The organism is Thiothrix sp. UBA5583, from assembly GCA_002425225.1.
Taxonomy (GTDB): Bacteria; Pseudomonadota; Gammaproteobacteria; order Thiotrichales; family Thiotrichaceae; genus Thiothrix; species Thiothrix moscowensis.
The window spans coordinates 25,226-48,014 of record DILV01000030.1; the positions used below are offsets into that span (position 1 = coordinate 25,226).

General features: G+C 54.2%; 22 protein-coding genes and 1 tRNA gene. 15 read left to right on the forward strand and 8 right to left on the reverse strand.

Annotated features, from left to right (window positions below; all coding sequences use genetic code 11):
* Positions 1–22 precede the first annotated feature (22 nt).
* Positions 23–1,303 carry a DUF1501 domain-containing protein gene (locus tag B2U47_RS12285; RefSeq protein ID WP_296680151.1) on the forward strand — a complete coding sequence of 427 codons (1,281 nt, stop codon included), beginning with the start codon at positions 23–25 and terminating at the stop codon, positions 1,301–1,303.
* A gap of 10 nt (positions 1,304–1,313) precedes the next feature.
* Complete coding sequence (locus tag B2U47_RS12290; RefSeq protein WP_296680154.1) at positions 1,314–2,606, forward strand: NAD(P)/FAD-dependent oxidoreductase; 1,293 nt, start codon at positions 1,314–1,316, stop codon at positions 2,604–2,606.
* 9 nt (positions 2,607–2,615) lie between these two features.
* Here B2U47_RS12290 and B2U47_RS12295 read toward each other — a convergent pair whose 3' ends face one another.
* Positions 2,616–4,448, reverse strand: a complete 1,833-nt coding sequence (locus tag B2U47_RS12295) for a response regulator (RefSeq protein WP_296680157.1) — start codon at positions 4,446–4,448, stop codon at positions 2,616–2,618.
* Positions 4,435–5,580: an FIST signal transduction protein gene (locus tag B2U47_RS12300; protein WP_296680159.1), complete on the reverse strand. Its 1,146-nt coding sequence runs from the start codon at positions 5,578–5,580 to the stop codon at positions 4,435–4,437. Before B2U47_RS12300 ends, B2U47_RS12295 begins: the two co-directional genes overlap by 14 nt.
* Positions 5,581–5,840: 260 nt before the next feature.
* Between B2U47_RS12300 and B2U47_RS12305 the strand changes: the two genes are divergently transcribed.
* Positions 5,841–6,209 carry a hypothetical protein gene (locus tag B2U47_RS12305; RefSeq protein WP_296680162.1) on the forward strand — a complete coding sequence of 123 codons (369 nt, stop codon included), beginning with the start codon at positions 5,841–5,843 and terminating at the stop codon, positions 6,207–6,209.
* A gap of 63 nt (positions 6,210–6,272) precedes the next feature.
* Here the strand turns inward: B2U47_RS12305 and B2U47_RS12310 are convergent.
* Positions 6,273–6,357, reverse strand: a tRNA-Leu gene (locus B2U47_RS12310).
* A gap of 143 nt (positions 6,358–6,500) precedes the next feature.
* On the opposite strand from B2U47_RS12310, the gene rnr reads away from it, so the two are divergent.
* From rnr to B2U47_RS12325, 3 genes are all read left to right on the forward strand, one after another.
* Positions 6,501–8,834 (forward strand): ribonuclease R, encoded by a 2,334-nt coding sequence (rnr, locus tag B2U47_RS12315; protein WP_296680164.1) that lies wholly within the window; start codon positions 6,501–6,503, stop codon positions 8,832–8,834.
* The gene (rlmB, locus tag B2U47_RS12320; RefSeq protein WP_296680167.1) at positions 8,834–9,583 is read left to right on the forward strand and encodes a 23S rRNA (guanosine(2251)-2'-O)-methyltransferase RlmB; all 750 of its coding nucleotides are present in this window, start codon (positions 8,834–8,836) and stop codon (positions 9,581–9,583) included. The genes rnr and rlmB overlap by 1 nt, the downstream gene beginning before the upstream one ends.
* 178 nt (positions 9,584–9,761) lie before the next feature.
* Positions 9,762–10,265 (forward strand): peptidylprolyl isomerase, encoded by a 504-nt coding sequence (locus B2U47_RS12325; protein WP_296683869.1) that lies wholly within the window; start codon positions 9,762–9,764, stop codon positions 10,263–10,265.
* 56 nt (positions 10,266–10,321) lie between these two features.
* Here the strand turns inward: B2U47_RS12325 and B2U47_RS12330 are convergent, their stop codons facing one another.
* On the reverse strand, positions 10,322–11,059 hold the full coding sequence (locus B2U47_RS12330) for a proteasome-type protease (protein ID WP_296680169.1): 738 nt from the start codon (positions 11,057–11,059) through the stop codon (positions 10,322–10,324).
* A 153-nt stretch (positions 11,060–11,212) separates the two neighbouring features.
* On the opposite strand from B2U47_RS12330, the gene B2U47_RS12335 reads away from it, so the two are divergent.
* The 6 genes from B2U47_RS12335 (at position 11,213) to B2U47_RS12360 (ending at position 15,954) form a co-directional block, all read left to right on the forward strand.
* A complete protein-coding gene (locus tag B2U47_RS12335) occupies positions 11,213–12,004 on the forward strand; it encodes an SDR family NAD(P)-dependent oxidoreductase (RefSeq protein ID WP_296680172.1) in 792 nt (263 codons plus the stop codon).
* Positions 12,004–12,732, forward strand: a complete 729-nt coding sequence (gene cmoA, locus B2U47_RS12340; protein WP_296680174.1) for a carboxy-S-adenosyl-L-methionine synthase CmoA — start codon at positions 12,004–12,006, stop codon at positions 12,730–12,732. Before B2U47_RS12335 ends, cmoA begins: the two co-directional genes overlap by 1 nt.
* On the forward strand, positions 12,732–13,709 hold the full coding sequence (gene cmoB / locus B2U47_RS12345) for a tRNA 5-methoxyuridine(34)/uridine 5-oxyacetic acid(34) synthase CmoB (protein ID WP_296680177.1): 978 nt from the start codon (positions 12,732–12,734) through the stop codon (positions 13,707–13,709). Before cmoA ends, cmoB begins: the two co-directional genes overlap by 1 nt.
* Before the next feature lie 69 nt (positions 13,710–13,778).
* Entirely contained in the window at positions 13,779–14,516 is a 738-nt protein-coding gene (locus B2U47_RS12350) for a VanW family protein (protein ID WP_296680183.1), read from the forward strand.
* Positions 14,509–15,186, forward strand: a complete 678-nt coding sequence (locus tag B2U47_RS12355) for a class I SAM-dependent methyltransferase (protein ID WP_296680189.1) — start codon at positions 14,509–14,511, stop codon at positions 15,184–15,186. Before B2U47_RS12350 ends, B2U47_RS12355 begins: the two co-directional genes overlap by 8 nt.
* Positions 15,187–15,258: 72 nt before the next feature.
* Positions 15,259–15,954 (forward strand): 2OG-Fe dioxygenase family protein, encoded by a 696-nt coding sequence (locus B2U47_RS12360; RefSeq protein ID WP_296680191.1) that lies wholly within the window; start codon positions 15,259–15,261, stop codon positions 15,952–15,954.
* A gap of 7 nt (positions 15,955–15,961) precedes the next feature.
* On the opposite strand, the gene B2U47_RS12365 is transcribed toward B2U47_RS12360, so the two are convergent.
* The 3 genes from B2U47_RS12365 to B2U47_RS12375 are packed head-to-tail and all read right to left on the reverse strand — an operon-like array spanning position 15,962 to position 18,563.
* Positions 15,962–16,537: a hypothetical protein gene (locus B2U47_RS12365; RefSeq protein ID WP_296680193.1), complete on the reverse strand. Its 576-nt coding sequence runs from the start codon at positions 16,535–16,537 to the stop codon at positions 15,962–15,964.
* Positions 16,537–17,250 carry a bifunctional 2-polyprenyl-6-hydroxyphenol methylase/3-demethylubiquinol 3-O-methyltransferase UbiG gene (ubiG, locus tag B2U47_RS12370; RefSeq protein WP_296680197.1) on the reverse strand — a complete coding sequence of 238 codons (714 nt, stop codon included), beginning with the start codon at positions 17,248–17,250 and terminating at the stop codon, positions 16,537–16,539. Before ubiG ends, B2U47_RS12365 begins: the two co-directional genes overlap by 1 nt.
* On the reverse strand, positions 17,247–18,563 hold the full coding sequence (locus B2U47_RS12375; RefSeq protein WP_296680200.1) for a TRZ/ATZ family hydrolase: 1,317 nt from the start codon (positions 18,561–18,563) through the stop codon (positions 17,247–17,249). The genes ubiG and B2U47_RS12375 overlap by 4 nt, the downstream gene beginning before the upstream one ends.
* Positions 18,564–18,617: 54 nt before the next feature.
* Between B2U47_RS12375 and mtnA the strand changes: the two genes are divergently transcribed.
* A complete protein-coding gene (gene mtnA / locus B2U47_RS12380) occupies positions 18,618–19,658 on the forward strand; it encodes an S-methyl-5-thioribose-1-phosphate isomerase (RefSeq protein ID WP_296680203.1) in 1,041 nt (346 codons plus the stop codon).
* 21 nt (positions 19,659–19,679) lie between these two features.
* Here mtnA and B2U47_RS12385 read toward each other — a convergent pair whose 3' ends face one another.
* Positions 19,680–20,915: a hypothetical protein gene (locus B2U47_RS12385; protein WP_296680205.1), complete on the reverse strand. Its 1,236-nt coding sequence runs from the start codon at positions 20,913–20,915 to the stop codon at positions 19,680–19,682.
* 89 nt (positions 20,916–21,004) lie between these two features.
* Between B2U47_RS12385 and xerD the strand changes: the two genes are divergently transcribed.
* Both xerD and B2U47_RS12395 read left to right on the forward strand, forming a co-directional pair.
* The gene (gene xerD / locus B2U47_RS12390; protein WP_296680208.1) at positions 21,005–21,913 is read left to right on the forward strand and encodes a site-specific tyrosine recombinase XerD; all 909 of its coding nucleotides are present in this window, start codon (positions 21,005–21,007) and stop codon (positions 21,911–21,913) included.
* Between the two features lie 142 nt (positions 21,914–22,055).
* Positions 22,056–22,784 carry a DsbC family protein gene (locus tag B2U47_RS12395; RefSeq protein WP_296680212.1) on the forward strand — a complete coding sequence of 243 codons (729 nt, stop codon included), beginning with the start codon at positions 22,056–22,058 and terminating at the stop codon, positions 22,782–22,784.
* Positions 22,785–22,789: the final 5 nt, after the last annotated feature.

Consider the following 22,789-nt stretch of genomic DNA (forward strand, 5'->3'; position numbering starts at 1 on the left):
GCACAAGGGAAGGAGTGAACACATGAATAGACGTAACTTCCTGAAACTGCTGATGGCAAGCGGGTTGGCAGGCACGTTTGCTACCAGTGGGCGTAGCGCACAGGCTGCCAGCCTGCATACCGGTAAGGTGCTGCTGACTCTGCATCTAGGCGGTGGCTGGGATCACAGCTCATTTTCTGATCCACGCGAGAATACTGCCATCAACCGTTGGGCCAGCAGCCAGAAAGCCGGTGGCGCTGGCAATCTGCGTTATGCACCAATGGCGGAGAATGCCGCATTTTTCAACAAGTATTACAACCACATGCTGGTATTGAATGGTATCGACATTCAAACCAATGGGCATGAAGCGGCGAGCCGTACCCGTAATACCGGCAACCTGATGGATGGTTTCCCTTCGACCAATGAGCTGTTTGCAGCCATTGTCGGCAGTGGTTTACCGATGCCGTTTGTGCGTCAGGGAGGTTTTGATGGTACGGTTGGCATTACACCGTTTACGGCACTGCCTGACGAAAGTCTGCTGCGCACACTGGCAAACCCCAATTTCTATTACGATGCCAAAACCTATTACGCCCCTTCGCATCTGGATTTGCTGCACCGTTATCAACAGGAGCGGCTGGTGACACAGCAAGGGCAAGCGGACAACCTGCCACGCTGGCAGCGCAAGCTGGATGAACTGCAACGGGCACGTGGGGGCAGCGCGGAAATCAAATCCCTGAGTGCAGCATTGCCCGGTGCGCTGGATACCAATGATTTGCAAGGGATACGGCGTAATGGCATCCGGGAACTGCACATGTTTCTGGTGCTGGCGGCGGCAGGTCTGACTGCGACCGGCAGCTTTGGCACGGGGGGCTGGGATTCGCACGGGAATCATGATGCAGCCCACACCAATACCATGACCGAGATGGCTCGTCTGCTGGATTATCTATGGACAAAAGCTGAAAGCATGGGCATGGCTGATCGCCTGATTGTGCATGTCACCTCGGATGTGGGGCGAACCCCCAGTTACAATTCCACCAATGGCAAGGATCACTGGTCATTGGGCAGTGATTTCATCATGGCGAAAAACGCACCGTGGGCAAACCGCATTGCCGGTATCAGTGGCCCGGTACATGAACGGGTCAAAATCAACCCAAATACCTTGCTGCCGGACACTAACGGCATCTATTTGCAGACCAAACATGTTCACACCGAACTGCGCAAGCTGCTGGGCATAGACACCCATCCGCTGGCACAACGCTATGACCTGAAAGCCGAAAGCATGGCTCTGTTCAACCCCGCCGTTTCCAGCGGAATCACGGTTTAGGAGACGCAACATGACAACAACAAGCCGTCGTCATTTTCTCAAGACGCTGGGCGCTGGCGGGCTGGTGCTGCTGTCCGGCATTCCGGCACGTAGCTGGGGTGCGAATGCCAATGTGGTCATCATTGGTGGTGGCACGGGTGGTGCAACCGCTGCCAAATACCTGAAACTGGCTGACCCCAGCATCAACGTTACCCTGATTGAAAAAAATGCCTACTACTACACCTGTTACATGAGCAACGAAGTGCTCAGCGGCGGGCGTAGCCTCGATTCCCTGAAATTCGGCTACGAAGGCTTGCAAAAGCGTGGTATCAATGTAGTGCAGGCCGAAGTGACTGCCATTGATGCTGCGGGGAAACTGGTGAAAACCAGCGCAGGTGATTTCCCCTATGACCGCTGTATCGTTGCACCGGGGATCGACTACCGCTATGAAACGGTGGAAGGCTACAGGGCCGACATTGCCGAACAGATTCCTCATGCTTGGAAGGCGGGGGAGCAGACTTCCCTGTTGCGTTCCCAACTCGAAGCCATGCCGGACGGGGGAACCTTTGTCATGGTTGCCCCGCCCAACCCGTACCGTTGCCCGCCCGCCCCGTATGAACGTGCCAGCCAGGTTGCCAGCTATTTCAAAAAGCACAAGCCGCGTAGCAAGGTGTTGATCCTCGACCCCAAAACCAGTTTTACCAAGCAGGCGCTGTTTGAAGAGGGCTGGATGAAACTGTACGGTTATGGCAGCAGCAACGCCATGATTGAGTGGGTATCAGGCAGCAACCATACGGTGGTGCGGCTGGATGCTGCCAACCGGGCGGTGACAACCGTGGGTGGGCAAACCATAAGCGCAGGTGTACTGAACCTGATTCCGGCGCAGAAAGCGGGGGCGCTGGCATTTGCTGCCGGTTTGACCGATGCCAGTGGCTGGTGTCCGGTGGCACTGAGTAGTTTTGAATCTACCCTGCGGGAAAACATCCATGTGATTGGGGATGCCTGTATTGCCAGTCCCTTGCCGAAATCCGGGTTTGCTGCCAATTCGGAAGCAAAAGCCTGTGCCTTGGCTGTGGCAGCATTATTGAACGGACGTGAACCGGGCAGGACTTCGTTTGCCAACGGTTGCTACAGTCTGGTGGGGGACGATTACGCCATTTCCATTGTGGGCATCTATCGGCTGTCAGCCGATGGTTTGACGATTGAAACTGTGCCCAATTCCGGCGGGATGTCGCCACTGGCTGCTGCCGAAGAGGAACGCCTGATTGACGTGCAATACGCTTATAGCTGGTACAACAATTTCACGCGGGATGTGTTTTTTTAAGCCAACCACTTACAGGGCTGGCAGCGCTTCTTGTTGCTCCAGCCAGTGCCTGACCAGTTTCAGCAATTCATCCTGTTTGACGGGTTTGGGTAGATAATCGTCCATACCGACGCTCATGCATTTTTCCTTGTCACCTTTTAACGCATTCGCGGTCATGGCAATTACTGGAGTGCGGCCTTTGAGAATATTTTCCCGCTCCCATTTGCGAATGTATCGGGTGGCGGTGTAGCCATCCATTTCCGGCATGTTGATGTCCATCAGCACCAGTTTGTAAGGGCGGGTACGCATGGCTTTGAGCGCCAGTTTGCCAGTGGTGACGTGATCGACCTGAATCTTGATCTTTTCCAGCATGGTAATGGCGATCAGCGCATTGACCGGGTTGTCCTCTGCCAACAATAGCGCCGGGAGTAGCGGTTTGACAGGTTTGGGGGTGGGTGTATGGTGTACTGGTGTATGCGTCTGGTTGTGTCTGGGGGAGCCGTGGCGGCGCATGGTGTCAGTCAGTACATCACGCAGGGTGATGGAACGCACCGGTTTGGTGACGGCAGCTTGCACGCCTGCCTGCTTTTGCTTTTCCTGCGAAATACCGTAGGAAGTCAGCATGACGATGGGGGTTTGGTCATGGCGTGAATCAGTGCGGATGGTCTTTGCCAGCGCAATACCATCCATTTGCGGCATGAACCAGTCCAGCAACAGAATATCGAATGGTTTGTTGATCAGCAGGGATTCTTCCATTTTGTGGAGTGCGTCATGCCCGTTACTGACAATGATGGCTTCGGCTTTCCAGGCGTGCAGGTAGCTTTCCAGAATACGGCGGTTGGTTTCGTTGTCGTCGACCACCAGTACCCGGCAGCCTTCCAGATGCTTGGTCTGGCTGCTGAGATGGGAGCTTTCAACTACAGGGAACTCGATTTCAAACCAGAAGGTACTGCCTTGCCCGGTGGTGCTGTTCAGACCAATCTTGCCTCCCATCATTTCGGCAAATTCCTTGACGATGGTCAGGCCAAGACCTGTGCCGCCGTAACGCCGGTTGATGGAGGCATCCACCTGCACGAAGGATTCAAACACGCTTTTTTGCATGGCAGGTGGAATGCCGATGCCGGTATCACGTACTTCAAATCGCAGTACGGCTGAATCGTCGCGGATTTCCTTCAGTTCTAGCCCAGTATAGACTTCACCGCGTTCGGTAAACTTGATGGCATTGCCGATCAGGTTCATCAGCATTTGTCGCAATCGTGCCGGGTCGCCCTTGATCCGTGCCGGGATTTCTTCGGGGATGTAGCACTGGACTTCGAGGTTTTTTTCCTGCGCCATAGTGGACATGATGCCACTGATGCTTTCCACCAGTTCACGTGGCGAAAATTCGATGATTTCCAGCTCAATGCCGCCCGCTTTCAGTTTGGAAAAGTCGAGAATGTTGTTGATGATGTCGAGCATCACTTCGCAGGAGGCGTAGGCGGTATCAACGAACAGTTTTTGCCTGTCATCCAGCGTGGTACCTTTGACGATTTCCAGCGAGCCGAGAATGCCGTGAATGGGGGTGCGTAGCTCATGGCTCATGTTGGCCATGAAGCGGGTTTTCTGTTCCGATCTGTGCAGGGCATCAATACGCTGTTCTGTCTCGGTTTTCAGGTCATCATACAGTTTGCGCATTTCCTGTGAAGAAACTTCCAGTGAGCGTTCCAGCAGGTATTGGGCATCACTGGTTCCGGTGTAGGACAGGTCAATCAGGTGTAGGAATTCCTGCCATTTTTCCATGTCATTAGGTAGGGTGTCCGCTTTGAAGCCGTTGCGTTTGAGCTGTTTCTGCAAGCGGCGATGCAGGGGTTTAGTCTCCTTCATACAGCACCGTCAGGGTCATGGTTTCATTGTGCAGGCTGCACCAGCCTGTGCCTTGTGCGGTTGGCGCAATTTCGCCATAGGAATAAAAACCGAATTGCTGGCTGCCTTGCGGCAGATTTTCCAAGGTTGCTTCCAGTTCCTGGTAGGTATCTTCCTGCATCACCATTTTGCGCCCCGAGCAACTGATGGTGAGGGCAAGGGCTGGTGTGGAAGGTGGCAAGCGGTGAATCAGGCTGCGGGCAGCGTTTTCTGCACCTTCGACCAGGTTATCGAAACTGCCATACATCAGTTGGATCTGGTAGCCATCCGGGACATCAGCAACAAAGGTCAGGCTGTTGTTTTCTTCATCCACGGCAACTGGCGTGCGCACCACATAATGGCGGCGGTCGTGCTGCCAGACCGCCAAGGGGAAACGTAAACAGGCGGCTGGCAAGTCATTGGCGTGTTCACCCAGGTATTCCTTGTAGAGTTGCAGGGCAGGGCGACCGTCAATTTCATGCAGAATTCTGCCTGTAGCACGGGTAATCATGCGTTCCGGGCCAAACGGCTTGAAACCATCCTTGGCCTGGCTAGCAATGACGAAATGTTCTCCATAAAAGCCGATGCCGCAAACCATGTGCGAGGCAGGTAGCCCGTCACACAACACCCATGTTGTCCTGAATTGCAAGTGATCGCTGGAGAGGCCGCCGACAACCGTTACCTGTTGCTGGTTGATGAGGGAAGCCATACCGCTGATCAGGTCACATCCTTGTGTATTAAGGCCATCGGTCAAGACCAGAATACCTTTCAAATCATCGTTGTTGAGACTGCTGGCGATGCTAATACCAGCTTGTTTTGATTCCTGTGGGCTGTTCAATTCGGCAAATGCGATTGCCAAACGGGTCTTGTGAAAACGGATGATGCCTACAACCAAGGCATTTTCCATAATGGTGTCGTTATAAATGCTGGAAAGGGTAGAGCAGCCAGCAATCACTGAGCGCGGGTACTTTGCCTGTAATTCATCCAGTGCTTGCTGATACGGCTTAATGTCTGGTTCACTGAATATCAGCACCAGGGTTCCGGGAGAATCGAAAGCGGGAAGCGGCTTTTGCCAGCCAGTTGCCTGGGTGAAGTATGTCAATACAACCTGCATGAAAGGGATACCCTCTTAGCGCCTGTTTCCCGTTTGCCGGGATCAGGATGTCTGTTATTTTTTATCTACATTGTCGAAAAAATATTACCATAAGCAGCGCTGCTTTTCTCTACCACTTGTCGGGAGTTGCCTTGGCAAGTGAGTTATTTCCTTATTACCATGCAATGCATGATTTTTGACCTATTGAGAATTGTCACCTCTTTTTTTTTGCGCAGGGCGTATTCTGAAGGTGTCCATAAGCGAGAAAAGGAGAATGCAAAATGAGAGTTGTTCGTTCTTTGTTGATTGGCCTGCTCGTTGCGTCACCGCTATGTATGGCGGATTCTGCCCAGCCATTACCAGGAGAAGGTGTGGGCGCAGACATTAGTCAGCCTGCTGACAAGGTTTTGCGAGCGGAAGGTTGGGAACTGCAAATCTGGTATCGCGCCAAAGGTTCCCGTAGCGAAGGGCAGCATGGTGTTCTGCTTCAGGGGGGCAAAGCCATCAAGGGAAAAAGTACAGGTGAGGAACTGGAGACAGCTTTGGGCAAGATGAAATTTTACGGTGATGTCCCAACTGTCATGTGGGAACCCAGCGGCTGGCACTTTGCTGACAAAACCTTAATCAAGCCATCAACCTTCTGCCCGTAGCATGAAGCATTTTCTTTAGTGCAAAAACAAAAAAGCCAGTCATTTCTGACTGGCTTTTGAGATTGGTGCCGAGAAGAGGACTCGAACCTCCACGGGTCGCCCCACTAATACCTGAAACTAGCGCGTCTACCAATTCCGCCATCTCGGCATTCACTAAAACATCGCTGCGTTGTGAGAGGCGAATCTTATAGACCTTGCTGACGCTTGTCAAACACGAAAGTGCGTTTTTGTTGCATTTTTTTGGTATGCTTGCGTTCCATGACAATACATACACCACAAGGACACTTTTCATTGAAGGTTAACGACCCCCACAGCCAGCGCGAAGCCGAGAAATACGATAATCCCATCCCCAGCCGCGAACTGATCCTGCAAGTGCTGGATCAAAGCGGCCAGCCGCTGGACTTTGCCGACCTTTCCGCCAAATTGCATCTCAGCGACGAACGCGACCTCGATGCCCTGAAAAAACGCCTGCGGGCGATGGAACGCGACGGGCAACTGCTGTACAACCGCCGCCGCCAATACGTACCGATTGCCCACACCGACCTGATTGCCGGGCGTGTGATCGGTCACCCCGACGGCTTCGGTTTCCTCAAACCAGATGACGGCACACCCGACCTGTTCCTGCACGCCAAGCAAATGCGCAGCCTGCTGCACGGCGACCGTGCGCTGGTCAGCGTGCGTGGGCTTGACCCCAAAGGCCGCCGTGAAGGCGCGGTCGTGGAAATTCTGGAACGCGGTACGACACAAGTGGTTGGGCGCTATTTTCAGGAAGGTGGCGTCGGCTTCGTCGCCCCGGACAATTCCCGCATTAGCCAGGACATTCTGATTCCATCGGAAAACAAGGGCGAAGCCAAACACGGTCAAATTGTGGTGGCCGCCATTGTCGAGCAGCCCTCCAAATACGCCCAACCCAAGGGCAAGATTGTGGAAGTGCTGGGCGACCACATGGCTCCCGGCATGGAAATCGACGTAGCCATCCGCAGCCACCAGTTGCCGTTTGAATGGTCAGCGGAAATCAGCGAAGAATCCGACCAGTTCGGCTACGAAGTGCCGGAAGATGCCAAGCAAGGCCGCGTAGACTTGCGCAACACCCCGCTCGTCACCATCGACGGCGAAGACGCCAAAGACTTTGACGATGCCGTGTACTGCGAGCGCGAAGGCAACAACTGGCGCTTGCTGGTGGCAATTGCCGACGTGTCGCATTACGTGCGCCTCGGCATGGCGATTGACAAGGAAGCCACCGAGCGCGGCACATCGGTCTATTTCCCCGGCAAAGTCATCCCGATGCTGCCGGAAATCCTCTCCAACGGCCTGTGCTCCCTCAACCCACACGTTGACCGCCTGTGCATGGTGTGCGAAGTGCGCGTCGGCCCGCGTGGCAAGCTGCTCAGCTACCAGTTCATGGAAGGCGTGATGCACTCCGCTGCCCGCCTCACCTACACCAAAATGGCGAAAATCGTGGTGGATCGGGATGCAGAAACCCGCAACGAATACTCACCCGAACTGTGCGCACACCTTGACGACCTGTACGCACTCTACAAGGTGCTGCGCAAGGCGCGTGACCGGCGCGGCGCGATTGATTTCGAGACCGAAGAAACCCGCATTATTTTCGATGCCGAACGCAAGATCGAAGCCATCGTCCCCACCCAGCGCAACGATGCCCACAAGCTGATTGAAGAGTGCATGATCCTCGCCAATGTGTGCGCGGCAAAATTCCTCAGCAAGCACCGCATCCCGGCTTTGCATCGTGTCCACGACGGCCCTACCCCGGAAAAGCTGGCGGATTTGCGCCAGTTCCTTAGCGGGCTGGGCTTGTCGATGGGCGGCGGCGATGAACCCACCCCTGCCGATTATACCGCCCTGCTCGATAGCCTCGGTGAACGCCCTGACCGGCACATGATCCAGACCGTGTTGCTGCGTTCCATGTCGCAAGCGGTCTACAGCCCCGAAGCCAACGGGCATTTCGGGCTGGCACAGGAACATTACGCCCATTTCACCTCACCGATCCGCCGCTACCCGGATTTGCTGGTACACCGCGCCATCCGCCATATCCTGCGCGGCGGCAAGGTCGGCAACTTCGACTACAAGCACAAGGCCATGATGGCGCTGGGCGAACACTGTTCCATGACCGAACGCCGTGCCGACGACGCCACTCGCGACGTGACGGCCTGGCTGAAATGCGAATACATGCAGGAACACGTCGGTGACAGCTTCAGCGGCGTCATTTCCGGCGTCACGGGCTTCGGCCTGTTCGTGGAACTGAGCGACATCTACGTGGAAGGCTTGGTACATATCACCGCGCTGACCAGCGATTACTACCATTTCGACCCTGCTCGCCACCAGTTGACCGGGGAAAACTCCGGGCGCATTTACCGCCTCGGCGACACTCTGCAAGTCACGGTAGCGCGGGTAGACCTCGACGAGCGCAAGATCGACTTCGTGCTGGCAAAAACGGCAGGTGAACAGGAACGGAAACCCGCTGGCAAAAGCCGCAAATCCGGCGGCAAGAGCAAAGGCAAACAAGCTTCCCAGCCCGCGCAGAAACCTGCTGCCAAAACCAGTGCCAAACCCACTGGCAAAAAGCCATCCAACCGCAAACCCCGCAAGAAGAAACCGAAAACCTGATGTCCAAATCGACCATTTACGGCATCCACGCCGTTGAAACCGCGTTGCGCAACGACCCCGAAAACCTGGGGCAAATCTGGCTGGACAAACGCAGCCGCAACGACCGCCTGAAAAAGCTGGAGAAACAGGCCGCAGACAGTGGCTTGCATCTGCAACTGACTGACCCCGACCGGTTGGACAAGATGGCAGGCCACAACCGTCATCAGGGAGTGGTTGCCGAGTATTACAAGCTCAAGAACTGGACAGAAAACGACCTCTACGACCTGATGGACGGGCTGGAAGCAACCCCGTTCCTGCTGGTGCTGGATGGCGTGACCGACCCGCACAACCTCGGCGCGTGTTTGCGCACGGCGGAAGGCGCGGGCGTCCATGCGGTGATTGCCCCCAAGGACAATGCCGCCAGCATTACCCCGACGGTGCGCAAGGTAGCCTCCGGTGCGGCAGAGATCATGCCGTTCATCCCCGTCACCAACCTTGCCCGCACGCTGGATACCCTCAAGCAGCGCGGCATCTGGCTGACCGGCACCAGCGACAAGGCCAAGCAGACCTTGTATCAGGCCGATTTGAAAGGGCCGCTGGCACTGGTGATGGGCGCAGAAGGCGCAGGCATCCGCCGGTTGACGGAGGAACGTTGCGATTACCTGATTTCCATCCCCATGCAGGGGCAGGTGTCGAGTTTGAATGTGTCGGTGGCAACGGGGGTGTGTTTGTATGAAGCCCTGCGCCAACGTGGCGTTGCACCGTTTTGAAGGGATGGGCTATGATGCGCGTCTTCCATGTATAAGCACACAATAACGGGGTAATGCAATGAAACGTTTCTTCACTTTTATTTTTGCAATGATGCTTGGTCTTGCCAGCAGTAGCGGCTGTTATGCCGAAGAAAAATCTGCTGAAAAGGCTGATGGACAATCAAAATCTGGAGGTAAAATGTCCACTATTCTCATCGAAACCAGCAAGGGCAACATCAAGGTTGAGTTGGATGCTGCCGCTGCTCCCAAAACGGTGGAAAACATTCTGGCTTATGTCAATGATGGTTTCTATAACGGTACAATCTTCCACCGTGTCATTCCGGGTTTCATGATCCAGGGTGGTGGCATGACGGAAACCATGCAGGAAAAAGCCGACAAGCGTCCTCCTGTGCAGAATGAAGCCGATAATGGCCTGAAAAATGACCGTGGTACGATTGCAATGGCACGCACCATGGATCCGCATTCAGGCTCCTCCCAGTTTTTTATCAATGTGAAGAACAATGACTTCCTCAACTTCCGCTCTAAAACGCCACAAGGCTGGGGCTATGCGGTCTTTGGTAAGGTCGTTGAGGGTATGGATGTGGTTGATGCGATTGTGGGGGTGAAAACCGGCAATTTCGGGCCACACGGCGATGTGCCAGTCCAGCCAGTCATCATGAGCAAGGTTTCGGTAGTCGACTGATTGTACTGCTGAGGCACGCCCTCACTGCAACGGTGGGGGCGTAAGTGCCTTGTCAATCAATACATGTGTTTCTGCACATACCCTTCCAGACGCGGCATGGCATGGAATGCTCTGTTCAACTGGTTTGCCCATTCGTGGCGGATGGAAGTCAGATAAGGGTCATCAGCTTCAAAGCGATACTGTCTGGGGCTCAGGAACTGGTCACGTGGATAAATGGTGACTTCGATCGGTGGGCCTACACTGGCATTGCTTTTCATGGTGGAATCCATGGAAATCAGCGAGCAGATGGCGGCATCTTCCAGTGAGGTTTCACGGTGGAGAAAACGATCCAGCACCGGCTTGCCATATTTGCTTTCACCGATTTGCAGGTAAGGCGTGTCATCGGACGAGGTAATGTAATTGCCTTGCGGATAAATCATGTAAATATTGGGATTACGCCCCAGGATCTGCCCACCCAGAATCAGGGTGGCATCCGGGATGAAGCCGGTCTGTTCCGTATGTTTGCGGATTTTGGCAACCAATACATCACCTAGGTATTCGGCAACATCAGCCAGATAGTGCAGGGTATTGATATTACGCGGCATTCCCTCCTGCACATCCCGGCGTACCTGTTGGATCACGCTTTGGGTAGTGGCAAGATTGCCTGCACTCATAATAACCAGCATCCGATCAGGATTGGTTTCACAACGGTGCATTTTGCTGTAAGTACTAACATTGTCGATCCCGGCGTTGGTTCGGGAATCAGAGGTTAAAACAAGCCCTGCATCAAGGGATACGCCTATACAGTATGTCATATGGGTACTGAGTGGTTGAGGTTAAGATAACTTATTCGACTCTGTGTTACAGGTCAATGTTCTATTGCTTTTGTTTTTGGTTTGTAAGCTACTCCCTCATGCCAATAAGCGTTAAACTCTGCATTTTTCAGCTATCCGCAAGCGGAGACAGGAATGCAGGAAGATTTATTGGCCTATGTGCCTGCCGAAGGAGCCTTGCAAGGGCGCGTCATCCTGGTGACAGGTGCGGCTGCCGGGTTGGGCAAGGCTATCGCCAAAGCCTGTGCACAATTTGGTGCGACCGTGGTCATGCTCGACAAGGATGTACGCCGTGCCGAAGCTAGTTACGATGAAATCGTGGCGGCGGGCTACCCGGAACCGGCGATTTACCCATTGGACATGCAAGGCGCGACTGCGCAGGATTACGTTGACCTTGCTAACAACATCCGCGAACAACTGGGACGGATGGACGGGGTGGTGCTGAACGCAGCTTGGCTGCCTGCTTTTACCCCGCTTAAACTTTATGATACCGAAACCTGGTCAAAAATGATCATGGTCAATCTGCACGCCAATTTCCTGCTGATCCGTGCTTGTCTGCCATTGCTGGAACAGGCGGCTGACGCAGCTATCGTGTTTGCGGGACATGATTCCAACAAGGCTTACTACGGTGGTTTCGGGGTCGCCAAGGCAGGTATGGAGGCGCTCTGTGACATTCTGGCGGCGGAATATGACAATCCCCAGCAGTTTATCCGTGTCAATTCGGTGGATACCGGGCCGATCCGCACCAGTATGCGTACCCTGAATTTTCCCGGTGAAAATCCCGATACGGTTGCCCGCCCGGAAGCTCTGGTGGGGCCATTCCTGTTTTATCTGGGAACGGATGCAGGTCAGCGTACCGGCGAGCATCTGAAGCTGGGAAAACAGCCCGCTGATAGCTGTTGGGTCGGGGAGGCGACGGAGACCTGATGCAGCGTGATGCCATCTACGCCCTGCCACAAGGGCAGGTCGTGGATTTTGCTTTCAACGAAGCGGTGGCAGATGTATTCCCTGACATGATCCGCCGTTCCGTGCCGGGTTATGAAGCCATCATCAGCTTGCTGGGCGTGATTGCGCGGCGCTATGCGCAACCCCATAGCCGGATTTACGATCTGGGTTGTTCCTTGGGGGCTGCAACCTTGTCGATGGTTTCACAAGTGCGGGAAGCAGGCGTGCATTTCATGTGCGTGGACAATTCCAACGCCATGACCAGCCGTTGTGGGCAGATTTTACAGCGGCATCTGGCGGCAGGGCATTTTGAGGTGTTGTGCGCCGACATCCAGGATGTGGCGGTGAAAAATGCTTCGGTAGTGGTGCTCAATTTTACCCTGCAATTCCTCAAACCAGCCGAGCGGGAAGCGATGCTAGCAAACATTTATCAGGGTTTGCGTCCTGGTGGGGTGTTGATCCTGTCTGAAAAACTGCGTTTTGCTGATGTCGGCGAGCAGGGTTTGCTGACAGATTTACATCTGGAATTCAAACGCGCCAATGGTTACAGCGAGCTGGAAATCAGTCAGAAGCGTTCCGCACTGGAAAACGTGCTGATCCCGGATACGTTTGAAGAACATCTGACCCGTCTGCAAGCGGCGGGTTTTGGACATGTTGTCCGCTGGTTCCAGGGGTTCAATTTTGCATCCTTACTGGCGGTGAAAGCGTAATGGATATAACCTCCCTGGTTGCGTTCCTGCAATCCTCCCGGCTTGCTCCCTGGTTGGATACCTTGCCGATGCAATTGGAGGCCGCTTTCGCCGCTTCCCACGGCAGGTGGCAGGAATGGCAAGGTGCACTGGCTACGACTCCAGCCTTGCAACCATCCCACCATAATTTCAACAGCAGTGCAGTGTGTATCGGGAGCGCAGATGATGCAGATGAACCAGCCCGCACGCAACTGCGGCAAGCGTTGCAAACCCTGATTCCGTGGCGCAAGGGGCCGTATGAGCTGTTCGGCATCAACATCGACACCGAATGGCGTTCTGACTGGAAGTGGCAGCGGGTTTTCCCGCACCTTGGTTCACTGGATGGACGGCTGGTGTTGGATGTAGGCTGTGGCAGTGGCTATCACCTGTGGCGTATGTATGGCGCGGGTGCAGAAGCGGTGATTGGCGTTGACCCCACCTTGCTGTTTCTCACCCAGTTCCAGTTGGTTAAGCACTACGCGGGTGAACAGCACCCGGTATGGATGTTGCCGCTGAAAAGTGAAGATTTGCCCGATTTGCGCCAGAAAGGTTTCGATACCGTGTTTTCAATGGGGGTGCTGTATCATCGGCGCGACCCGCTGGGGCATTTGCAGGAGTTGCGCCGTGCCTTGCGTGCCGGTGGTGAACTGGTGCTGGAAACCCTGGTGGTGGCAGGCGATGAACAGACTGTGTTGATGCCGCATGACCGTTACGCCAAAATGCGCAATGTGTGGTTCATCCCTTCTGTCGCCATGCTGGAACTGTGGTTGCAAAGGCTGGGTTTTACACATATCCGGGTGGTTGACGTGACCCCAACCAGTACAGAGGAACAGCGTTGTACTGACTGGAGCAAGGGTGAGTCACTGGCCGATTTTCTGGATCCGGCGGATAGCAAGCGTACTATTGAAGGCTACCCCGCGCCGGTACGTGCCACGCTCATGGCCAATACACCAGCGTAAATCAACTATTTGTTGTATTAATGGATTTTGTTTCGTACAGTTTGTCTTGTGTTTCCATCGGGAATGTCCATGCACAAGCTGAAAAGACGCATCAAACTGTTGCTACGGCAGGTGAATGATGCCATGAGTGGCACGGCATTCCGCTGGGCACAAGGTAAAACGGCTGATTTTCAGGCATTTCCGCATTACATCGAAGTAGTGCAGCCCTTCATGCCTTCGCCACTGCTTGATAACAAAATCCACAACCTTAATCTTGCCATCCGTCAGTTGCACTTGTTGCAGTGGGAGCCGCAGCGCACCCTGTCATTTTGGCATCTGGTCGGTGAAGCATCGGCTGAACGTGGCTACCGGGAAGGGCGCAACCTGATTGCGGGCAAGTTGCAGCAGGATTTCGGCGGTGGTTTGTGCCAGCTTTCCGGTATCCTTTATCACCTGGCCTTGCTAGCAAATCTGCACATTGTGGAGCGGCATCATCACTCCAGGGATATTTACCGGGAAGAGGAGCGGTTTACCCCGTTGGGTTCGGATGCGACCGTGGTGTATGGCTACAAGGATTTGCGTCTGGAAAACAACCTGTCCGTACCGTTGGTACTGTGGTTGCAAGTGACAGAGACAACACTGACCGCGCGGCTTCATGCGGCACAACCGCTCAATCCGCAAAGGCTGGTCTTTGAGCGGCAATATGCCGACACAAGCGTTACCGTCAGGGCATTGGCAGGGGATGGCAGGCTGGTCGGTATTTCACATTATGCTTTGCCACCATTTGCTACACCCGGTCAAACGCTTCACGAGGCAAGCCATGCATAACCGCCCCATCCAGCAATATTACGATGAACTGGCTGCTGCCTACGATGAGGACAGGTTTGGCAATTCCTACGGGCAATACCTGCACGCCCAAGAGCAGGGAATCATGCAGACGTGGTTAGAAGGTACTGCCCCACAAGCGACACTGGATCTGGGCTGCGGGACAGGGCGGTTTTTACGGTATGCACATTACGGGGTGGATTTGAGCGGACAGATGCTGGTGCAGGCGCAACACAAATTTCCCGACCACCAGTTGGTGCAGGCGTCCATAACCAATACGCCGTTTGCTGACCAGCAGTTTCGGGCAGCTTTCAGTTTGCATGTGTTTTTTCATCTGGACAAAGCCATTATCCAGCAAGCTATCAGGGAAGCTCACCGTATCCTGCAACCGGGTGGGGTATTGATTGTCGATTTCCCCACCGCAGCCCGGCGGCGGCTGGTGAAGTACCAGAAGGATGGCTGGCATGGCAATACTGCTCTCAGTGTGGATGAGGTGCGGCAATACGCCAATGGTTTGTTTTTTATAGAAAAACAGCAGGGTGCGATGCTGTTTCCAGTGCATCGCATCCCGAAAAAGCTGCGTCAGCCGGTGCGTTGGCTCGACACCTTGTTATGCAGGACATTCTTGCGCCAGTGGGCATCATATTGTTTTGTCTGCCTGCGGCGGCTTTAAATGCAGCAGGCTGGATAAGCGCTATCTTGTTAAATTACAATGTGCTTAAGTACTGAATTTAAAGTGAGTCAAGTGAACACGCAACTACAAAAACCGGGATTTATGATGGCAATGGGTGAAGCCAGCCGCTTGCACCAGCAGCTTGCCAGCCATATGGGTCAGGCTTACCGGCGTTTCCGGCAAAGCTGGAATGGCTTGCTGCTTGACCCTTATTTGCGTGATGGCGGCAGTTACCGCTACCGGCGTTATTCGGTTTTCCATTGGCAGAACAATATGCTGAAAGTGCTTCCGCATGAGCCGCATTACCAGAGTTCCCATTACAACCATGTGCATGGTGGTTTTAACCGGCATTTCCGGGCATGGTTGCCGACAACCTTGCAAAATCCGGTGTTGAAGAAAATTATCCGCTGGACGACCAGCCAGTTTTTGACTAATCCCGCCGATTTGTGGCGGATTCAGGCACACCAGTTCCGCATTGTGGCGCGTGAAGACCAGTTGGGTAAACCTACGCCAGAAGGTGTGCATAAGGATGGTGCGGAATATATCCTGATCATGATGATGGATCGGCAAAACATTGCGGGTGGGGTAAGTCGCGTCTACAGCAATGACATGCAACTGCTGGCAGAGGGGACTTTGCAGCAGTCAGGGGATCTGATGCTGGTGAATGATCACCAGACTTATCATGGTGTGACGGAAGTTAGCCCGGCTGACCCGGCACAACCCGCCTGGCGGGATGTGCTGGTGCTGACTTTCCACAAGCAGGGTTAGGCTGGTTTCAACCTGGCCCTTCAAAGTATTTCCACTGGTATTTTTCATCTTCCTTGACCCGGCTCCAGAATAGTCTGCCTGAGTCCCTCCACGGATCCAGCAATATGCCGCTGGCAAATGGTTTGCCTTTGGCGGTCACAATCAGCGTGCTGTGTTCGCGCCAAGGATTGCCTTTGTTGGCAACGCCCCAGTACAAGTCAAAGGTTTGCAGGTTTTTGGCACGCATTCGCGCCCGCATGGCACGCGCCCAGTCGACACACAGCCCTGCTTTGCGCTGGTCGGCGTTACGCAAGGTATTGTGTAGTAGTGGCGGCCAAGTCAGATCCCAGTCATTGGCCAGATACAAGGGGTAAACATAAGCATCATGGGCAACAGCACGTGCTTCGCGCGGGTCGATGATGGCAGGATCCAGCGCAATCAGAGCAGCTTCCAGTTGTTGGATGTTGTTCTGCATGTCTGGGGTCATGTGGGTCAGGCGTACTTGCCCGTTGGGGACGAGCTGTACGTTGTCGTACTGGACAGTGCAAGCGCCCAGCAGCAGCGATAACAGCAGCAGGGGGACTGCATGTTTCACAGATAGCATCAGGTTGTTTCCTTTTTGAAGTGCATCAGGTAATTCACGTCAACATCTTTGCCAAGACGATAACTCTGGAACAACGGATTGTACGTCATGCCCGCGATGTTCCGCAGTTCCAGTCCGACGGAACGCGCCCAGCGTTCCAGTTCAGAGGGTTTGATGAATTTGCCGTATTCGTGCGTGCCTTTGGGGAGCATGTTCAGCACGTATTCGGCACCAACAATGGCGAGCATGAAAGCCTTGGGATTACGGTTGATGGTGGAAAAGAATACATCGCCACCAGGTTTGACCAGGGTGGCACAAGCCGCAATCACGGAAGCAGGGTCGGGAACGTGTTCCAGCATTTCCATGCAGGTAACAGCATCAAACTGCCCGGCGTGGGTTTGTGCCAGCTCTTCCACACTGATCTGACGGTAATTGACCTCAACCTGTGATTCCAATGCGTGCAGACGGGCAACTGACAGCGGTGTTTCGCCCATGTCAATGCCGGTGACGGTCGCTCCCCGCCGTGCCATGCTTTCTGCCAGAATGCCGCCACCACAACCGACATCAATAACCTGTTTGCCTTGCAGGTGAGTGCGGTCGTCGATGTAGTTCAGACGCAAGGGGTTGATGTCATGCAGGGGTTTGAATTCGCTTTCGGTATCCCACCAGCGGTAGGCGAGGGCTTCAAACTTGCGGATTTCGTTGGGGTCAACGTTGCGGGCGGTGCTTGTCATGGGGTTTCTCCAATTTTTGCCTGCCAGCTACGGGCTTTGGCAAGCAGGGCTGATTCGTTCAGGGTGGTCAGTTTGCGGTCCTCCAGCAAAGGTTTGCCTGCCACCCATACATGTTTGATCTGGTTGCGGTTGGCGCAGTAAACCAGATGTGAAACCGGGTCATACAATGGTTGGGTTTCAATGGCACCGAAGTCGACGGCAATCATATCAGCCGCCTTGCCGATTTCCAGCGAGCCGGTCACATTTTCCAGTCCCAGGGCTTTAGCGCCGTTAATGGTCGCCATGCGCAGGACTTCAGTGGCACTGAGGGCGCTGGCATCCTGGGCAACGGCTTTGCCCAGCAGGGCAGCGGTACGCATTTCACCCAGCATATCGAGGTCGTTGTTGCTGGCATTGCCATCCGTGCCCAGGGCGACGTTGACCCCGGCAGCCGCCAGCCGGGCAACAGGACAGAAGCCGCTGGCAAGTTTCAGGTTGGATTCCGGGCAATGGATGACGTTTGTACCTTTCTGTGCCAGCATCCCGATGTCTGCATCTGTCAACTGGGTCATGTGTACGGCAAGGAAATGCTTGTCGAGCAGGCCGAGGGCTTGCAGGCGATCCAGCGGACGAGTGCCTTGCTGGCTCTGGGCTTGCTGCACTTCAAACGCGGTTTCATGGACGTGCATATGAATGGGGATAGCCAGTTCGCAGGCCAGATGCAGCAATTTGCCGAGTGGTTCATCAGAAACGGTGTAAGGGGCATGGGGAGCGAAGGCCGTTGTAAGTAATGGCTTGTCTGCCAGTTGGTCGTGCAGTGCCAGCCCTTTTTGCAGGTAATCATCTGGGCCATTGCCCCAGGCAGTTGGAAAGTCAATTACAATCAGGCCGATGGATGCGCGGATTCCGGCTTCATCGGCTGCCTGCGCGATGGCTTCCGGGAAAAAGTACATGTCGTTGAAACAGGTCGTACCGGAACGGAGCATTTCTGCAATTGCCAGTTGGGTTCCGTCATATACAAAATCGGCATTGGCCCAACGGGCTTCAGCAGGCCAGATGTGGTTTTGCAGCCAGTCCATCAGGGGCAGGTCGTCTGCCAGACCTTTCAGCAAGGACATGGCAGCATGGGTATGGGTATTGATAAAACCCGGCATTAATGCATGTTGCGGTAAAACAACAGTTTTTTTTGCCCTGTAACGTTTTTCTGCGTCAGCGCTGGGCAGTATGTCAATAATCCTGCTATTATCCACCGCTACAGCGTAGTGTTGCAGAACCCGGTTGCCGGAATTGACCGTAATAACCCATTCAGGGACAACAAGTAATTCAATTTCCATCTGGTGTTGTAATCATGCAACGTTAAAAACAACCTATTTATGCCGAAAATCACCATGAGTCAACACGATTCGATCCGTGCAGTAGAGTGGAAAGACAATCACCTGGTTTTGCTGGATCAGCGCAAGCTGCCGCACAACGAGCAATATGTACAGTTGTATAATGCCGAGGATACTGCTGAAGCCATCCGCAACATGGTGGTACGCGGTGCACCTGCCATTGGCATTGCGGCGGCTTATGCCTTGGTGATGGCTGCCCGCAAGAGTTACAAACAGTATCCGAATGACTGGCGGGTAAGGTTGGCAGCGGAAAAAGACATCCTGATGAATGCCCGCCCGACAGCCGTCAACCTGATGTGGGCCTTGCAGCGCATGTGTGCAGCACTGGACACGATTAATGGCGACCCGGAAGAGCCATTGTTGGAATTGGCTCGCAAAATCCATCAGGATGATATAGAAGCCAATTACCGCATGGGCGAACTGGGTAGCGCACTGATCCCGTCATCCCATGCAGTCCTGACCCATTGCAATACCGGCTCGCTGGCAACCGGTGGTTATGGTACGGCTTTGGGGGTCATCCGCAGTGCTTACAGTGCTGGCAAGATTGAGCATGTGTATGCTGATGAAACCCGCCCGTGGTGGCAGGGTTCCCGCCTGACAGCGTGGGAACTGGTCAAGGACAAAATCCCCGCACACCTGATCTGCGAAGGTGCAGCCGCGAGCCTGATGAGGCAGGGCAAGGTTTCCTGGGTGATTGTGGGTTCTGACCGCATCGCCGCCAACGGTGATGTTGCCAACAAGATTGGTACGTACAGTCTGGCCGTCAATGCCCGTTATCACGGGGTGAAATTCATGGTCGTTGCCCCAACCAGCACGGTTGATATGGCAACCCCTACTGGCAACCACATCCCGATCGAAGAACGTGCGCAGGAAGAAGTGCTTAACGTTGGCAACCAACGGATTGCAGCAGTACATGCCAAGGCATGGAACCCGGCCTTCGATGTGACGCCTGCATCCCTGATTGATGCCATCGTGACCGAAAAGGGCGTGGTAGAGCGCCCTACCGCTGAAAAAATGGCGGCACTCATGGCTTCCTGAGTACCACACTGCTTGCTGCTATTACGCTAGCAGATGCTCGTGTAACTGGCGGGCAAAGCGGGTCATGTCCGTATCCAGCCCATACAAGTCCAGCCATGTTGCCGGGCGTAGTGGGCGTTCATTGGCAGGCAGCAAGGCACATTCATAGGTTTTCCCCTCCGTGGTTCCCACGGACAGGATACCCAATGACTGACGGAAATAGCGCCGGTACAGGTGTTCTGGCAGACGTTCTTTCAGGGTGGGCTGTTCCGGTAATGCCTGTTCCGTCATACGGATGTGTTTCAGTTGGGCATACGGGTAAAACTCGTGTTCCTCGTACAGGAAGTGATCCATTACCCGGTCATACAGGGCGCGTCCCATCAGCAAGCCCTGTTTGGTCATGACCCACAGGTGCAGGTATTGCAGGCGGTAAATGTTGTTGCCTTTGCGGCCTGCCAGATCAGTTTGCAAGGCGCTAAGAGGAATGTTTTCCGGGTTTAGCAGCATTTGCTGGATTTCACTGCCGTCATTGGCAGCTAGCGGCACTTGCAGGTGTCCCCAACTTTCTGTGATGAAACCACTCCAGTTGTACTTGGCAAGTGTCTGGTCGAGTTCGCCAATTTCATGCGGACGCAGCAGATGCAACAGGGTATTGCGCAACAGGCGCCCCGTTGCCAACTGGTAGCATTCCTGCATGTCTGCCTGACTGGCGGGTTCGGGGATTTCGCTGAGCTGAGCTTCCAGGGTGGTCTGGTGTTCGGCAATTTCCACGGTTTTGTGGATGTGTGCCAGCAATTGCGTCTTGGCTTTGGCAATGTTCTGGTGGGACTGTAGCCAATACCAGAAACCTGCACCGAGCGGAATGACTGCCAAAGCGGGGTGTTCCAGCAGGAGCAGGGCGCTGAGCAGCCCCCCCGTAAACAGGAAGAAATTGACGGGAGATGTGGCAGAACGGTAGCGGCTTTTCAGGGTCGCCAGTTGGCCTTGCATCGTGGCTCGCAAGTTGACATGTGGCAAGGTTCCCGGTTCTGGTGCAAAGAAAAAACGCCAGCGGCAGCACTCTTCCGGGGACTCGGCTTCCAGCAATTCGCGGGCTGCCTGATGACCACAGGCATGGTTGTTGAAGATCGGGTAGCTCCACACCTGATCCGGCAAGACAGGGTAGTCGGTTTTCAGATGGGCATCCGCCGCCGCCTGCTCACGCAGGTTGCAACGGTCACGGAATTCACGCAGCATGTACTGCGACATCCCCAGCGTTTGGTACTCGTTGTTGGTCATTATTCTAGCCCTTTTTATGCGCAAGGATTAATCAAATTATAGCTGTTAGTAGTCAGACCATGAAGCCTGCGAAAAAATCCTCAGCCCCTATGATTCGTTTAAAGTGCCTTAATCAGGCATTAATTGATCGTTTTTTAGACGTTTTTTGGTCGGAACGCGGTGTTAGCCGCAATACACTGACCAGTTACGAGCGGGATTTACGCCTGCTATGCTGCTGGCTGGATGAACGCAAGATTCCGCTGGGCGAAGCCAGCCGGGGTGATTTGCTGGAATACCTTGCCATCCGGGTGCGGGAAGGGGCAAAACCCGCCACGACTGCCCGGCTGCTTTCCAGTCTGCGGCGCTTTTACCGGTGGCAAGTGCGGGAAAACCTGCGCAAGGATGACCCCTCTGCCCAAATCGAAGCCCCCAAGCAGGGGCGCAAACTGCCAGGAACCCTGGCGGAAGAAGAAGTCGATGCCTTGCTGCAAGTCCCGGATACTGATTCACCCTTGGGTTTGCGTGACCGTGCCATGCTGGAACTGCTGTATGCCACGGGTTTGCGGGTTTCGGAACTGGTAGGAATCCGACTTGGAGAATTGTCCATGTCCAACGGTGTTATCCGTATCACGGGCAAGGGCAACAAGGAACGGCTGGTGCCGATGGGGGAAATGGCGCTCGACTGGCTGCAAATTTATCTGCGTGATGCCCGCCCGTTGCTGGTTTCCGGCAAGCCGTTGGATGAAAGTGTATTTGTGACTGCGCGAGGTACGGGTATGACTCGGCAGATGTTCTGGGTACTGATCCAGCGTTATGCGCTGGATGCCGGGATTGTGCGGCATATTTCACCGCATACCTTGCGCCATGCGTTTGCGACCCATTTGCTCAATCACGGTGCTGATTTGCGGGTGGTGCAAATGCTATTGGGGCATAGTGACCTTTCCACCACGCAGATTTATACGCATGTGGCACAGGCGCGCTTGCAGGATTTGCATCGTCAACACCATCCGCGCGGCTGAAATCAGGAACTTGTTGGTGCTGCATCCATTCCAAGTGGGGTAACGTATACACATTGCAGCAAGCCATGCTAAGGTACGCTACCTATTGGGTTAAAGAATCAACAATATTTTTATATCGTTTTATTTCAGGAATTTAGCAAACATGTTCAAAAAAATGATTCTGGGTGCAGCCATTGGCCTGACACTCGCTAGCAGTTGGGCTATCGCCGAAGTACCGGCTGATCTGGGTGAAAAAATGAAACCACTGTTTGGTGGTGCGCCTGATTCCCTCAAGGAAACGCCGGTTGCGGGTGTGTTTGAAGCCAAATTCGGTGGTGAAATCGTCTACGTCAGTGCTGATGCCCGCTATGTGTTCGCAGGTGAGCTGATTGATGCGCAGACCAAGACCAACCTGACTGAATTGGCAATGTCGGCTGAACGCAAGGAAATTGTGAAGAAAATTGATGTCAGCAAGACCATCGAATTCAAGGCCAAAGGCGATGAAAAGCACGTTATCTACGCTTTCACTGACGTTGATTGCCCATTCTGCGTCAAGCTGCACAAGGAAGTTCCTGCCCTGAATGAAAAAGGTGTGACAGTCCGTTATCTGGCTTATCCGCGTGCAGGTGTGGGTTCCCCGGCTTACAAGAAAATGGCCAATATCTGGTGTGCCGACGACAAGCAGGCTGCCATGAACCAAGTCAAAAACGAAGGCAAGGAAATCACTTCCAAGGAATGTGCCAACCCGGTTGCCGAACAGTTTGAACTGGGGCAAAAACTGGGTGTAAACGGCACGCCTGCGTTGGTAACGGCTGACGGCATGATGATTCCTGGTTTCCGTCCGGCTGACCAGTTGGTGCAAATGCTGGAAAAAGCACCGAAAGCCAACTAAGGCGG

Coding starts and splice junctions, on each gene's coding strand:
- B2U47_RS12375 (WP_296680200.1), bottom strand. CDS start 18,563: ATGGAAATTGAATTACTTGTTGTCCCTGAATGGGTTATTACGGTCAAT.
- cmoA (WP_296680174.1), top strand. CDS start 12,004: ATGCAGCGTGATGCCATCTACGCCCTGCCACAAGGGCAGGTCGTGGAT.
- B2U47_RS12295 (WP_296680157.1), bottom strand. CDS start 4,448: ATGAAGGAGACTAAACCCCTGCATCGCCGCTTGCAGAAACAGCTCAAA.
- B2U47_RS12290 (WP_296680154.1), top strand. CDS start 1,314: ATGACAACAACAAGCCGTCGTCATTTTCTCAAGACGCTGGGCGCTGGC.
- rlmB (WP_296680167.1), top strand. CDS start 8,834: ATGTCCAAATCGACCATTTACGGCATCCACGCCGTTGAAACCGCGTTG.
- B2U47_RS12325 (WP_296683869.1), top strand. CDS start 9,762: ATGTCCACTATTCTCATCGAAACCAGCAAGGGCAACATCAAGGTTGAG.
- B2U47_RS12350 (WP_296680183.1), top strand. CDS start 13,779: ATGCACAAGCTGAAAAGACGCATCAAACTGTTGCTACGGCAGGTGAAT.
- B2U47_RS12355 (WP_296680189.1), top strand. CDS start 14,509: ATGCATAACCGCCCCATCCAGCAATATTACGATGAACTGGCTGCTGCC.
- B2U47_RS12305 (WP_296680162.1), top strand. CDS start 5,841: ATGAGAGTTGTTCGTTCTTTGTTGATTGGCCTGCTCGTTGCGTCACCG.
- B2U47_RS12395 (WP_296680212.1), top strand. CDS start 22,056: ATGTTCAAAAAAATGATTCTGGGTGCAGCCATTGGCCTGACACTCGCT.
- B2U47_RS12365 (WP_296680193.1), bottom strand. CDS start 16,537: ATGCTATCTGTGAAACATGCAGTCCCCCTGCTGCTGTTATCGCTGCTG.
- B2U47_RS12330 (WP_296680169.1), bottom strand. CDS start 11,059: ATGACATACTGTATAGGCGTATCCCTTGATGCAGGGCTTGTTTTAACC.
- cmoB (WP_296680177.1), top strand. CDS start 12,732: ATGGATATAACCTCCCTGGTTGCGTTCCTGCAATCCTCCCGGCTTGCT.
- mtnA (WP_296680203.1), top strand. CDS start 18,618: ATGAGTCAACACGATTCGATCCGTGCAGTAGAGTGGAAAGACAATCAC.
- xerD (WP_296680208.1), top strand. CDS start 21,005: ATGATTCGTTTAAAGTGCCTTAATCAGGCATTAATTGATCGTTTTTTA.
- B2U47_RS12300 (WP_296680159.1), bottom strand. CDS start 5,580: ATGCAGGTTGTATTGACATACTTCACCCAGGCAACTGGCTGGCAAAAG.
- B2U47_RS12385 (WP_296680205.1), bottom strand. CDS start 20,915: ATGACCAACAACGAGTACCAAACGCTGGGGATGTCGCAGTACATGCTG.
- ubiG (WP_296680197.1), bottom strand. CDS start 17,250: ATGACAAGCACCGCCCGCAACGTTGACCCCAACGAAATCCGCAAGTTT.
- B2U47_RS12285 (WP_296680151.1), top strand. CDS start 23: ATGAATAGACGTAACTTCCTGAAACTGCTGATGGCAAGCGGGTTGGCA.
- B2U47_RS12335 (WP_296680172.1), top strand. CDS start 11,213: ATGCAGGAAGATTTATTGGCCTATGTGCCTGCCGAAGGAGCCTTGCAA.